At 67.4% G+C, this 12,361-nt stretch carries 12 protein-coding genes and 3 pseudogenes; 6 read left to right on the top strand and 9 right to left on the bottom strand.

The annotated features are described in order from the left end of the window. Positions 1-338 precede the first annotated feature (338 nt). The 4 genes and pseudogenes from QC385_RS15105 to QC385_RS15090 all read right to left on the bottom strand — a co-directional run. Positions 339-443, bottom strand: a pseudogene (locus tag QC385_RS15105) (TerC family protein); the annotation flags it as partial. Positions 444-594: 151 nt separating this feature from the next. Then, positions 595-2,082, bottom strand: coding sequence for a SulP family inorganic anion transporter (locus tag QC385_RS15100; RefSeq protein ID WP_279541812.1), 1,488 nt, complete (start codon positions 2,080-2,082; stop codon positions 595-597). Positions 2,083-2,087: 5 nt separating this feature from the next. Further along, positions 2,088-2,669, bottom strand: coding sequence for a carbonic anhydrase (locus QC385_RS15095; RefSeq protein ID WP_279541811.1), 582 nt, complete (start codon positions 2,667-2,669; stop codon positions 2,088-2,090). 945 nt (positions 2,670-3,614) lie between these two features. Next, positions 3,615-4,252: pseudogene (locus QC385_RS15090) on the bottom strand (ABC transporter ATP-binding protein); the annotation flags it as partial. Between the two features lie 117 nt (positions 4,253-4,369). Between QC385_RS15090 and QC385_RS44225 the strand changes: the two are divergent. Next, a complete protein-coding gene (locus tag QC385_RS44225) occupies positions 4,370-4,672 on the top strand; it encodes a hypothetical protein (protein ID WP_443032923.1) in 303 nt (100 codons plus the stop codon). A 50-nt stretch (positions 4,673-4,722) separates the two neighbouring features. On the opposite strand, the pseudogene QC385_RS44220 reads toward QC385_RS44225, so the two are convergent. The 3 genes and pseudogenes from QC385_RS44220 to QC385_RS15070 all read right to left on the bottom strand — a co-directional run. Continuing rightward, positions 4,723-4,791, bottom strand: a pseudogene (locus QC385_RS44220) (DUF6233 domain-containing protein); the annotation flags it as partial. Positions 4,792-5,007: 216 nt separating this feature from the next. Further along, positions 5,008-5,241: an NUDIX domain-containing protein gene (locus QC385_RS15075; RefSeq protein ID WP_279542072.1), complete on the bottom strand. Its 234-nt coding sequence runs from the start codon at positions 5,239-5,241 to the stop codon at positions 5,008-5,010. Between the two features lie 138 nt (positions 5,242-5,379). After that, positions 5,380-5,994, bottom strand: coding sequence for a LysR substrate-binding domain-containing protein (locus QC385_RS15070; protein ID WP_443032920.1), 615 nt, complete (start codon positions 5,992-5,994; stop codon positions 5,380-5,382). 9 nt (positions 5,995-6,003) lie between these two features. Between QC385_RS15070 and QC385_RS44030 the strand changes: the two genes are divergently transcribed. Then, a complete protein-coding gene (locus QC385_RS44030) occupies positions 6,004-6,144 on the top strand; it encodes an IS3 family transposase (RefSeq protein ID WP_443032906.1) in 141 nt (46 codons plus the stop codon). Positions 6,145-6,608: 464 nt separating this feature from the next. On the opposite strand, the gene QC385_RS15065 is transcribed toward QC385_RS44030, so the two are convergent. Continuing rightward, positions 6,609-7,343 carry a YwqG family protein gene (locus tag QC385_RS15065; protein WP_279541809.1) on the bottom strand — a complete coding sequence of 245 codons (735 nt, stop codon included), beginning with the start codon at positions 7,341-7,343 and terminating at the stop codon, positions 6,609-6,611. A gap of 818 nt (positions 7,344-8,161) precedes the next feature. Between QC385_RS15065 and QC385_RS15060 the strand changes: the two genes are divergently transcribed. The 4 genes from QC385_RS15060 to QC385_RS15045 all read left to right on the top strand — a co-directional run bounded on the left by QC385_RS15060 (position 8,162) and on the right by QC385_RS15045 (position 11,585). Beyond that, positions 8,162-9,427: a ParA family protein gene (locus QC385_RS15060; RefSeq protein ID WP_279541808.1), complete on the top strand. Its 1,266-nt coding sequence runs from the start codon at positions 8,162-8,164 to the stop codon at positions 9,425-9,427. After that, positions 9,424-10,572: a ParB/RepB/Spo0J family partition protein gene (locus tag QC385_RS15055; RefSeq protein ID WP_279541807.1), complete on the top strand. Its 1,149-nt coding sequence runs from the start codon at positions 9,424-9,426 to the stop codon at positions 10,570-10,572. Before QC385_RS15060 ends, QC385_RS15055 begins: the two co-directional genes overlap by 4 nt. 81 nt (positions 10,573-10,653) lie before the next feature. Next, complete coding sequence (locus QC385_RS44215; RefSeq protein ID WP_443032905.1) at positions 10,654-10,842, top strand: hypothetical protein; 189 nt, start codon at positions 10,654-10,656, stop codon at positions 10,840-10,842. Between the two features lie 176 nt (positions 10,843-11,018). After that, positions 11,019-11,585, top strand: a complete 567-nt coding sequence (locus QC385_RS15045; protein ID WP_279541806.1) for a DUF3885 domain-containing protein — start codon at positions 11,019-11,021, stop codon at positions 11,583-11,585. A 186-nt stretch (positions 11,586-11,771) separates the two neighbouring features. Here QC385_RS15045 and QC385_RS15040 read toward each other — a convergent pair whose 3' ends face one another. Then, the gene (locus tag QC385_RS15040; RefSeq protein ID WP_279541805.1) at positions 11,772-12,317 is read right to left on the bottom strand and encodes a hypothetical protein; all 546 of its coding nucleotides are present in this window, start codon (positions 12,315-12,317) and stop codon (positions 11,772-11,774) included. Between the last annotated feature and the right edge of the window lie 44 nt (positions 12,318-12,361).

The following is a 12,361-nucleotide window of genomic DNA, read 5'->3' as shown; positions in this document are numbered from 1 at the left end:
CCGGCGGCATCGACGGCCGGTGACATGGGTGCCTCCCGCCGGGGCGGGTTCGGGCCCTGAGAGTGAGTTCCGGGATGGTGCGGTCCGTTGGATCCGCATCCGCGTATGCGAGCGAGAAATGCGCCAGCCCGGGCCGCCGCAGCGTTGCCCGTCATCCCTCGGTCCCGGTTCACGCAAACCCCTGCTCCGCCTGTCCGTTACCGGGTCGCAGAGTGCTTGTGGTGGGGGTCCAGCCGGTAGTCGGGACAGTCGCGGTTCTGGCATGGGCCCGGGCCCCGCACGGGAACGAATACGCCGAGAGTCTTGTGGCGGTGGACTATGGCCGGCACGGATTTCTGGAAGCGGTCCAGCAGGCCGGCGAGCATGAGGTAGAGGGCCCGCAGGCCGAGGATGGCGAAGGCGTTGCTGGTGTAGACGATGAAGGCGTCGTCGCTGACCGAGAGCGCCTCAGCGTCATAAGGGCCGTGCCCGGCCGGAACCGCCGAAGTTTCGTCATTGCTGACGGCGACGGTGAAGGCGAGTAGGCGGCTCGAGGCAACACAGGCCAGGCCGGGCGGCACACCCATGGTGCGCACCGCACGGCCGCTGAGCGGGTCAGGTGTCCGCTGTGACCTTCGCCGGTTCGGTGACCTTCACGGGTTCCGTGCCCGTCGCGCTGTGGCGTTCGGCCCAGCTCTCCAGGGCCGTGCGGCAGGCGTGGTCGAGGTGGTGCAGACCCGAGAGGTCCAGCTCGACCGGGCGGTCCTGGGGCAGGGCCTCCAGATTGTCGAGGATTTTCGGCAGCCGCAGGAACGTCGCGTTGCCCGACAGGTAGACCTGGATGGGACCGGCGCCCTTGTCTATGACATCCGTCTTCAGGTTCGAAGCGTCCCAGGCGGTCTTGGCGACTGCCAGGGCCAGACCGATGAGCACGCCCTCGAACATGTTCACGGCGACGATCGACACGGCGGTGACCACGAGGATCAGGGCCTCGCCCTTGTGGGCCCGCCACAGTGCGACGACCTGGCGGAACGGGATCAGCTTCCAGCCCGCGTGCACCAGGATGCCGGCGAGGGCGGGCAGCGGGATCAGCGCCAGGGCCCAGGGCATCGCGGCGGCGAAGAGCAGCAGCCACACGCCGTGCAGCACACGGGACGCCTTGGTCTTCGCACCCGCGGCGACGTTGGCCGAGCTGCGGACGATCACCGCGGTCATGGGCAGCGCGCCGAGCAGACCGCACACGGTGTTGCCCGCGCCCTGGGCGATCATCTCCTTGTTGTACTGGGTGCGCGGACCGTCGTGCAGCCGGTCCACGGCCGCCGCGCTGAACAGGCTCTCCGCGGAGGCGATCAGCGCGAACGCGATGATCGTGCCCCAGATGGCCGGGCCGGCCAGCTGGCTGAGGGCCTCGGTCCCGGGCGGCTGGATGACGCCGAGCAGGCCCTCCACCTCGACGGTGGCGACCGGCAGGCTGAAGGCGAGCGTGGCGACCGTGGCCAGGACCACCGCCGCGAGGGCGCCCGGCACGGACTGCACGGCCTTCGGCAGCTTCTTCCACAGCACGATGACGGCGATGGTGCCCGCGCCGATCGCGAGCGAGATCAGAGCCCCGGTGCTGGCCAGGGTGTCGGTGAACGCCCCCGGCAGCCCCGCGATCTTGCCTATGCCGGTCTCCGGGGCCTTCAGGCCCGCCGCCGCGTAGATCTGCCCGGCGATGATCACCAGGCCGATGCCGCAGAGCATGCCCTCGACGACGGAGACGGATATGGCCCTGAACCAGCGGCCGATGCCGAGGAAGCCCATGGCGAGCTGGAGCAGACCGGCCATCAGCACGATCACGCCGAGCGCGGCCACGCCGAACTCGCTGACGGCCTCGAAGACGATCACAGTCAATCCGGCGGCCGGACCCGACACCTGGAGGCTGCTGCCGGGCATGAGCCCGGTGACGAGGCCGCCCACGATGCCGGTGACGAGCCCGAGCTCCGCCGGGACACCGGAAGCGACGGCCACACCGACGCACAGCGGCACAGCGACCAGGAAGACGACGATGGAGGCGAGGAAGTCCTGCCTTAAGTAAGGGAACTTGGACAGCACAGTCTTCAACCCCCTCACAGCGTCTCGAACGTGTCGGTCTCCGCACGGTGTTCCCGCACGGTTCCGGTGTGGACCTCGTAGTACCAGGCGTGCAGCTGGAGTTCACCCGCCTCAAGGCCCTGCTCGACGCACGGGTAGGAGCGCAGCCGCTCCAGCTGCGTCAGCACGTGGTTCTGCACGGCCTCGGCGACCGTCGGGTCACCGGGGTCGGAGCACTTGGGTTCGTGTGCGGCGTGCGCGAGCCAGTCGCGCACGGCCGGTACGGCGGACAGGTCGTCGTGGCGCACGACCGCCCCGACGGCGCCGCAGTGAGAGTGGCCGCACACCACGATGTGCTTGACGCCGAGCACCTGCACGGCGTACTCGATCGTGGCCTTCTCACTGGTGGGGGTGGCAGAGGCGTACGGTGGCACGATGTTGCCCGCGGTGCGCAGCTCGAAGAGCTCGCCGGGCCGGGCGCCCGTGATCAGCGCCGGTACGACCCTGGAGTCGGAGCAGGTGATGAACAGGACGTCGGGGGACTGTCCCTTGGCGAGGTGGGCGAACTCCTCAGGGCGCTGTCCGAACAAACGGGCGTTGTCGATGAGGGGCTGCATGGTGTGGTGACTCCTCCTGGCGCGCCGTGGGGTGCGCGTCGGACTTACAGGACAGGGGTGGGGGCTCTGCTGCTCAGCAGCGGAACACCTGCAGAGCGGCCGTCGAGTGGACTGACGTCCACTCGACGTACAGTCGTACGCGATGCGGGGCGCGGCCGGCGCGGACGCGGCCGAGGTGCATGCCTTCATCAGCGGGCGGTCCGGCGGTCGGAGACTCAGCCGACGGCCCGGGGCCGATCGTCGGTATGCAGGGGACTGAAGGACTCGTCGCGCAGCGCCTACCCGGAGGGCTTGATTCCGGGCCGGGCCTTGGCCTTGATATGACGGGCTGTGTGCGCGGATGCAATGGGCACCGAAGGTGACGAGAAAACACGGTATGGGGCTTCGTAACTCGGAACATGAGCCCCCCTCCAGGCAGTCCACTACCTTTTACATGCACCAAGGCTCGGTCAATGGTCAGTCAAGAAACACGTTAACTTGGCAAAGTCGTTTGCGGGGTCAACTGAGCGTTTCTGGCTGAAGAGAGCCTGAAAGCCGAAGTGGACTTGGCGTAAAGCTGCCTTTGACGCAGAGGCTGGTCGAGTGCTGTGGCAGCTCCCGGCCGGGAGCCAGACAGGATGGGCCGTGTCCCGCGAAATGGTGTAGTCACTTGCCGAGCTGCATTCGGCTCGGGAGGGGGAAGCTGCCGGTCGTCCTCGGCCCCCCGAGGCGTTCTCCACCTTCCGTCCGAACTCGGTGGCGATGGCGTCCGATATCCCGGACTCTGAGGTACACCAGTGTGCCGGGGCGTCGTCCTGGGGCCCGACAGGAACAGTCGTATCCGGCCCCGGGTGATTTCGACGAACGCGGGTAGTCCGGGCTCGAAGCGGTGCCCACCGTGAGGTGAAGACTGGCAGCGATCAGGAGATGGCGCCTCGACCGGGGCGGCAGGGTGAGCCTTTCCGGGAAGGTCACCTGGGGTGCACCCGTCCGAGGATGGACGGCGACCTCGCTCGCCACCCCGTACACCGCGGCCAGCAGCCGCGGAGTGAGGATCTCTGTGGGCGGGCCCGAGGCGGTAACCTCGCCGTGGCACAGCACGTAGAGGCGGTCGCAGTAGTACGCGGCCTGGTTGAGGTCGTGCAGGGCCACCAGGACCGTCGCGGGCAGCCGCCGCAAGGTGCCGAGGACGTCCAGCTGGTGGTGGATGTCGAGGTGGTTGGTCGGTTCGTCCAGGACGAGGAGCGAAGGCTGCTGGGCGAGTGCGCGGGCGATGAGTAAACGCTGGCGTTCGCCGCCGGAGAGCCCGTCGAAGGGGCGGTCGGTCAGGCCGGTGGCGTCCCACCGCTTCGAGCGCCGACCGGATCAGATCGGCGTCCTCGGGAGTGTCTCCGTCGAGCAGCCGCTTGTGCGGGGTGCGGCCCATCGCCACGACCTCGCGCACAGAGAGATCGAACTCGGCGCCCGACTCCCGCACGACCGCTGCCACGGTTGGGGCCAGTTGTCGCATGGGGGAGCGGCCAGGCGTCGGTGCCGTCGACACTGACCTGGCCGGTCGCGGGGCGCAGGACGCGGTAGACGGCGCGCAGCAGGCTGGACTTGCCGCGTACGTGAGCTTGCTGACCGCCGCCCGTGAAACGCCCCGAGCGGAGCATCCATCTCGTGGAGGAGTTGGGGGGAGACTGGCGAGGATCTCGCGCAGCAGTTACAGAACTCGGCGCGTGCAGCACACCGTCGGACGGGCCGCGACTGTCGCCCAGCTTTTGCAGCACCCATCCCGACGGTCGGCGATCCCCGAGTACCTCGTGGACGACCGACTGCTGCGGCGGCTTCAGGTGCTCGGTGGCGACCTGGTCGTAGTCGACGCCGTCGACAGGGCGCACGTGCTCCGGCGTGCGCACCCACACCCGGTACTCCGCGGCCTCCACGCCGCCGTCCAACTGGTGGAGGCGCACCGCCCGGCTGCGGCCGGGGTCAGGGTCGGCGCCATGGTCAAAGCCACGCAGGAGGGCGTGAGTTCCTGAACGCATCCGCACAGCGTGCACAGCCGCGTCGCCGGGTTCTCCGCGAGGTCCAGGACGTGATCCCGATCGAGCAGCGGCGCGCCCTGCGGAGCCTCTTCGCAGTCCGGTGCGTGCAGCACCCCGCCAGCCGGGCCGCCACCGTCGCCCAGCTTTTGCAGCGCCCATCCCGACGGTCGGCGATCCCCGAGTACCTCGTGGACGACCGACTGCTGAGGCGGCTTCAGGTGCTCGGTGGCGACCTGGTCGTAGTCGACGCCGTCGACGGGACGCACGTGCTCCTGGCTATGTTCACGAGTCGTGGCTCTGGCTCAGCTTCTATGGCCAGTGGCAGAGAGCTACTGGGCTCGGCGCACTTGTTCGACCACATCACCCTTGCCCAGGCAGTTAGCGTGTCCGGATGCCATCCGCGAACCTGCGTCACTCAGTAGTTCGCGACGTAATGCGGCAAGTGGCGTCTCGTCCTGTTCGATTCCTCCGCCCGGAGCTGCCAACACCACCGTTCCCGCCGGCTCTGGAATCGCGAGGACGTCGCCGCGGTGTACGACTCGGACCGGCCCCGGGGCCACCATCGGATGCTGATCCGCCGGCGTAGCGAGGTCGTGTCGGACATTCGGCAAGACCGCCGTCGTCATCACCGCGAAGTCCGCCGGGCGCAGGGTCTTCGGCCTCGCCACCGCAGGCGTCCGTCTCGCTTGACCTCTTGCGCGTCAGTCCGGCAGCCAATGCAGCTCGTGCGCGAGGGTTTTGGCGACGGCACGGATGCGGCGGTGTAGCGGCGACTGCTCGCGTGGGAGGACCAGGTGGATCGTCAGGCTGGGCGCGCCTCGCAGCGGTCGCCAGGTGAGACCGGCCGGTTGTGCCGTGGCCGCGGCTTCTCCGGCCGGGGCGAGGGTGACCCCGTCGCGCAGGTCGCGCTGAGACATGTCGAAAGAGACTGCGGGCGTGTGGAACCGGAGGTGTGGTCGGGCGTCTCGGAACAGTGCGAACAGCTGATCGTGGATCACGGGGTTGGCCGCACGGTCCGGGAGTCGCAGCGGATACGCGGCCGCGTCGGCGATCTTGATCTCCGGGTGTTCGGCCAGCGGATGGTGCTGCGCCAACTGGACCCCGACGCGCGCACGCCGCAGCAGGAACCGGCGCACGCCACGGCCCGGCTGTTCACCGCGGGTGATCCCGGCATCGATGCGGCCGTCGGCGACCGCGGGGGAGATCTCCGGTGTCGCCATCGGGACCGCGCCGACCTCGAGCCCGCTGTTGCCGCGAATCAGCCTGTCCACCAGGGCCGGTGCCGTCTCGGCCCCGGCGCTGAGGCTGTATCCGATGCACGGGAGTTGCTCGACACGAGCTCCTGGCCCAGCCCTGCCCGCACCGCGATCTTCGACTTCATCGAGGGCTGGTACAACTTGCACCGACTGCACAGCAGCCTCGGCTACCGCAGTCCTGCCGACTACGAGACCGCACTCGCAGCCTGACCACCACACCAATGGTGTCCTCAAAGCGGACCAAGCTCAGCAGCACGCCCGGACCAAGGGGCATCGCAAGTAGCCTCGGTGGCTGTTCGCGGAGCCGCACGGCGTTGCTACGCCATGGGCCGACCCAGCACCGCCACGCTGCACGCCAAGCTGGGTCGGCGAAACCAGACTGGTGACCAATTGCTCGGAGCGAGGCTGCTGCCGTCGGAAGGGAGTCCTTGGCCGGCCGAGCGATTACGCCGTAATCACTCCCGGCGGATGCTTGCCGCAGGTGAGGTGATTACGGCGTAATCAACCAGGGACCGCACGGTCGGCTCAATTTGGTCTGACCAATAAACCTGCCTGGCGGCTGGCTCTCGGCCCGTGCCCACGGCACATCGACGATTGGCGGTCGACCCGACGTCGTCCGTGAAAAGGTCCCGGGAGGACGGCTGCCGAACACTCAGGGGGTGGTGTTGTGGACGTCAGCTGCACTGCCAGGTGAACATCGCCCGGTCAAAGCGCCGATCGGCCAGGTCCAGCGGACGGATCAGCCAGTACAACGCACCGCAGTCACCCCACATCATGCCCGCGGCATCCTCACTGTCGAACTGCGCCAGCAGCACCCAGCTGCCCGCCTCGTCCGACAGCCGGGGATCCTCCCAGGACACCCCTTCCAGCACCGCTTCTGCGATCTCTATCTCCACCGGATTCTGAACCGAGTGCGCAAAGCCGCCGACCTGATGGCCCACTGTGTCGTCGAACTCCCACAGCGCGTCGAGGAACTCCTGACTGCATACGGGATGGTCGTAGCGCTGCCCGAGCGGAGCACCCGGTGCGAACGCCTCCCGGATGTGCGGATGCCAGGGCTCAGCCGCCGTCATCTCCACCCGCGCTGTCAGCGGCACCAGCGGATACGGCTGGAGTTCCCCCGGCGTTTCCCGATCTGGCACATCTACGCCTTCCGGTACGTAGAGCACGCGAGCGCCGGCCCAGCTGTCCCGGTCCTCTGCCAGCACCAGAGCATCACCGTCATCGAGCTGACCGTCGAAGTAGAAGAACAAGAGAGACCCGGACTTTGGCAGGTCGATATCCAGTGTCCGGGCGGGAAGCGCCGCGCAATCGATCGACGCAATGAACGAGAGGGGCCCGTGTCCCTCCCACACGGGCCAGTCCACACTGGTCGCAAGCTTCGGCCGACCGCCGAGATGGCCGGTCACATTGTCCGAGCCCGTAGCAACACCGAGTCGTACAGACGGTCGCAACAGCTCCAGCCACCTCTCGGCTATGTCGCGAGGCAGATGCTCGGAGGCGAGAGAGCGCAGAGCTTCGTGAGATCCATGAATCATGCGCCTGATCATGCAAGACACCACTGACACAGGCGCCTTCATCACCACACGATCTGCAGAGCGGTTCGGAGGTGGTCGAGCTGCTCGCCACCACCGGCTCAGTGCAGGCACTTCTCCACCGGCGGACCGACCGCCCTTGCCGCCCACTGGGCTGTAACTCACCCTCAAGCCGCCCGCCGTGTCGACGGCCTCTCCTATGGGGGCCGTCAACACGGACTCCGGACAGCCGGTGCCCCCAGCTGCCTCGTTTTCCCGATCGCTTCTGCGGCGCGGCTGCGAGTCGGGCAGCGACGTCTGACTTGACGTCGGCGGCCGTGCCCGCTGCCGCCCCGTAACGGCGAGGCGCCACGGCGCGTGCCCGCCATGGCCACCGGCATTGCGGCCCAGGGCGAAGGCGGGAGCGTGACGTGGGATGCCTTGAGCCGCAGTACCCGGTTACGGCAAGCGCTGCGAGCGCTGAACCGCCGGGGGAGTACGGCATATGCGCGGTTCAGATCATGCCCGGTGAGTCGCGGGCGTCAGTCGGGCGCCACGCGTGCGCTAAGTGCTGACGTGCGCTGCTACTTGCTCAGCTTCTCGGTCGAGTGATTACGGCGTAATCAGCTGGGGGAGTGCTTGCAGCGCATCAAGTTGGTCTAACTAACGTGTCGATGGTGTAGATGATCTACAACGTTAGTATGGTGTCCTCCATGAGTTCGCCAGCCACTTCCAGCGACCGCGAGAAGGTCGTCTCCAAGCTGCCGGGATGGCTCCGGCAGAACCTCAAAATCCGAGCGGCCCAGCACGGCATCGAGATCCAGGCCGCCGTCGAACAAGGCATCACCGACTGGTGCAGCCTTGCCTCCACGCCCGACACCATCGACACCGCCGGCGCCGACTCCTTCTCCACCTTCCTGCCCCCCGGGCAGTGGGAGGAGTTCCGGCAGATCGCAACCGACCGGCGTGTCTCCCTGATCCAGGGCCTGGCCCAGTCCGTCCAGTTGTGGCTCGACGCCAACCCAGCCCCGAACATCGAGCGACCCGCGATCACCCGACGCATCGTCGTCTGCAACCAGAAGGGCGGAGTCGGCAAGACCGCTGTCACCGCCGGACTTGGCGAGGCGTTGGCCGAGGACTCCAACAGGCTGCACCCCGTACGCGTCGCCAAAGCCCTCACCAAGGCCCTGCGCGCGAGCGAGACGCACAACGACGAGCCGGAAGCGGGAGCCGACCCGCTCGACATCGAGAACCTGTCCGGCCTCGGGCTACGGGTCCTCCTCGTCGACTTCGACCCGCAGTGCCACCTCACCAACCAACTGGGCGCCAGCCCGCTGCCGTTGAACGGTGACAGCCTCACCAACCACATGGCCGGCGACCCCAAGGGCGACCTGCGCGACCTCATCGTCTCCGTCGACGACGACACCTTCGACGGCCGCCTTCACCTCCTGCCCGCCTGCAACGACGCGTTCCTGCTCGACGTACGCCTGTCCGCCGTACGGGCCCGGGAAGCCGCGCTCGAGAGGGCCCTTGCCCCACTCGAAGCTGATTACGACGTAATCATCGTCGACTGCCCACCCAGCCTCGGCCTCAGCATGGACGCCGCCGCCTACTACGGCCGGCGGCGCGACGGCGAAAAGCCCGGACAGTCCGGGGCCCTCATCGTCGTCCAAGCCGAGGACAGCTCCGCCGACGCCTACGAACTGCTCACCACCCAGATCGACGACCTGCGCGGCGACCTCCAAGTCGACATCGACTACCTCGGCATCGTCGTCAACCTCTACGACTCCCGCCGCGGATACATCGCAACCTCCTCCCTGCAAGGCTGGGTGGACATAAAGGATCCGAGGGTGGTGGGACTCATCGGCGACCTCAAGGAACAAAAGGAAGCAGTCCGCGTGAAGAAGCCCCTGCTGTCCTACGCCCCCAAGTCACAGCAGGCCGTCGGCATGCGCGCCCTGGCAAGGGAGGTCTCGTGAGCAAGGCCGACCAACTGGGATCCGGCCGATTCGGCGGGGGAGTGCGCACGGTCAGCGCACGCCGCCAGGCCGTCGCTGCCGCCACGGGCGTCCCCACCGAGGGCATCGCCCCACCCGCAGAACTCCCCGTCCATCGGATCAGCCCCAACCCGGACAACCCCCGGTCCGACCTCGGCGACCTCACCGACCTCGCGGGCAGTCTGAAGACGCACGGCCAGAAGCAGGCCATCACGGTCATGAACCGCGACGCCTACGTCAAGGCCAATCCGGAACGCGAAGCCGACCTCGAGCCGGACACCACCCACGTCGTTGTCGACGGCAGCAGCCGCCTCGCCGCTGCCCGCGAGGCCGGCCTCGACACGCTCAAGGTCATGGTCAGCGACGACCAGGGCTCCACCCCCGAAGAGCTCCTCGAATCCGCCCTCGTCGCCAACATCCACCGCCAAGACCTCAATGAACTCGACGAAGCCCGCGCCCTTGAACGCCTGCTGGAGATCCACGGCAGCCAGCGAGCCCTTGCCAAGCGGCTCCACCGTTCCCAGGGCTGGGTCTCCCAGCGCCTCGCTCTGCTCAACCTGAGTCCTGAACTCCAGGCCCGCATCGGCGAGGAGCCCATCGATCTGCTGCGCGCGGTCGGCAACAAGCCCGTTGAACAGCAGGAAACCGCCCTGGAAGAGCTCAAGGCGGAGCGCGCGGCTAAGGAAGAGGCGGCGCGCACATCCAAGCGCCATGCGACACAAAGGACGGCTGCTGCTCGCGAGGAAGACACCCCGGGCCAGCCTGCCGGTGATTACGGCGTAATCACCGGCTCTGCGGAAGAGGACTCGTCAACCAACAGCCAGGATGAGTCACCAAGCCGGGACGGGGAGCCGTCGCAGAGTCCGGCAGCATCAGACACAATCCCCGAGCCTCGCGCCGACTCCCGCTCGCCGAGGGGCAAAAACGCGAGCCTGGAACAGCAAGCCCGCCGGGTGCCGTTCGACAGGCCCGGGGAACTAGCGTTGCTGCTGGATGTGAGGGTGGAGACCGACGACGCCTTCTTCACGCTCCTGGAACTGCTGACCAGCAAGGCACTCGACAGGGACCCAGCGCGGGCTGGCGAGCTGGCGCGATCCTTCGCTGAGGCCGCAGCACGGGCTGGCTGACTCAGCAGTGCCCTTGATGCGCAGATGGCCCCATCCTGCAAGGGATGGGGCCATCTGCATGGCTGCGGCTACACGAGCAAGATGGACTATCAGCGACGGCCACCCCGCCAGCGCGGGCATGCCCTCGCGTTGTCGGTGGCGGCTAGAAGACTCGGCGACATGGGCAGCGACGAAGAGCAGCTGCTATGCGGCCGGATCTACGGCACCGACCCGACCACCGCGGACCACGGCCGGGCCGCGCCTACGCCGAACTGGTCGGCGGCCCGCTGAACGGCCTGCTGCTCGACATCACCGGTTGGAGCAGTACGAGATCAACACCGGCGTCTCCCTCCAGACCGAGATCGGACAGTTCGGACCCGGCGGCCACTTTCTCTCAATGGCGAGCACCGGCAGCATGGTCGTCGGTGGGGTTCATGCGCGAGAGGACGAGTGGACGAGTGCGACGGGTGTCTGGAGACGAGGCGGACCTGACGGAGCTGTGGCAGCAGCGTTGGCCCAGCTGCCCTCCGGTTGGGTACAAGCTCCGTGACCCGTATCGGGATGTCTGGGTACGTTTTCACAGCCTGCCGGAGTCGAAGCGGTATGCGGAGGACGAGAGCGAGTACACCGTCGTCCTGGAGCGTTACAACACCGTCCTCGACGAGTTGTTCGCTGGTGAGGACGTGTATGTGATCACACCGCTCTGGACGACCGAAGCCGAAGTTCCGTCAGGGGAACCCGGAACGGGGTATTGGCAGAGCCTGCTGGTGAAGGACGATCCTGACCCTGAGTTCCGCACGTACTGCCACCTCTTCGTCGCCCGCCGGCCCTGGCAGCGCGGCTGTATCGACGACTTGCTGCGAGATACCGCCGACGACAAGGTGGCGGGAATCCTCATCACCGACACCCGCATGCTGCGCATCCACCACCCCTACGACGGTGGCGCCGACGTCTTCCTCGCCACGCCCGCCGAGCGGGACCAGATGCGCGATCGGCATGCCGACTGGCTTTCCCGTCATCCCTCGGGTCTCTGACCGGCTTGGACCGCCGCCCCGCTCACAATGGTCTTCACCGAAAGTACCGGGTTGAGAGGCTCCACGAGTTCCTTGGTGCCGACGGCCACGAGGTGCGCCGGCGCATACCGTGCAGCAGCGCGCTCATGTACGCGATGGCCCCCGCAGGCGAGAGCATCAGCCAACCTGAGAGCAAGCTTCTGCGGGCTATGCGTCGTCGTGTCGGCGGCGAGCGTGCCAGAGACGTCTGAGGGCTTCGAGCTCGACTCGAGGGAAGTGCTCGCCCCATTTGCTGCGGTAACTGCTCTCACAATAGGACCGAGCCACCTCGTCGAAGCAGCGGATCACAGCTCGGATGAGTACGTTGATGGGGAGCTGGGCCGACCAGATCTCGGTGCTCTTGTTGTCGTGGTGGCTCCCGTGTAGCAGCTCTAGCATGCGAACCCAGCTGTCGTCGCCTTCGCGATAGAAGATCCAGCGGTAGGCCGTCGGCTCGGCTTCGAACTGTGCGCGGGCCTCCGTCTCGCCAGCGATGAGCCGGGCCAAGGCAGTCAGCAAGTCCTCCGGAGCGTTGGTGACGCAGGAGGCGGTGAGTTCCGCTTTCGCTTGGTGATTTTCTAGGATGCAGCCGGCCCAGCCGTGTCCATCCAGCGTCCAGGTCTGCGCATGCCTGGCTTGTTGTCTAGGCCGTCGTCCAGGGAGGTCATGGGCGAACGCTAGGCCAGCACCACGCGAGACGTCATTCGGATTCATCGGTGGCCGTCTTGTGCTCGAACACGTTGTGCTTTTCCTTGCCG

Origin of the sequence: Streptomyces sp. DH10 (genome assembly GCF_029813805.1) — a bacterium.
Taxonomy (GTDB): Bacteria; Actinomycetota; Actinomycetes; order Streptomycetales; family Streptomycetaceae; genus Streptomyces; species Streptomyces coeruleofuscus.
This window is presented reverse-complemented; position numbering and strand designations above follow the sequence as displayed.

Excerpts from the sequence above, each read along its gene's own strand:
- QC385_RS15095 (WP_279541811.1), bottom strand. The coding sequence starts at position 2,669 with ATGCAGCCCCTCATCGACAACGCCCGTTTGTTCGGACAGCGCCCTGAG.
- QC385_RS15075 (WP_279542072.1), bottom strand. The coding sequence starts at position 5,241 with ATGGTGGCCCCGGGGCCGGTCCGAGTCGTACACCGCGGCGACGTCCTC.
- QC385_RS15060 (WP_279541808.1), top strand. The coding sequence starts at position 8,162 with ATGAGTTCGCCAGCCACTTCCAGCGACCGCGAGAAGGTCGTCTCCAAG.
- QC385_RS44215 (WP_443032905.1), top strand. The coding sequence starts at position 10,654 with ATGGACTATCAGCGACGGCCACCCCGCCAGCGCGGGCATGCCCTCGCG.
- QC385_RS15040 (WP_279541805.1), bottom strand. The coding sequence starts at position 12,317 with ATGAATCCGAATGACGTCTCGCGTGGTGCTGGCCTAGCGTTCGCCCAT.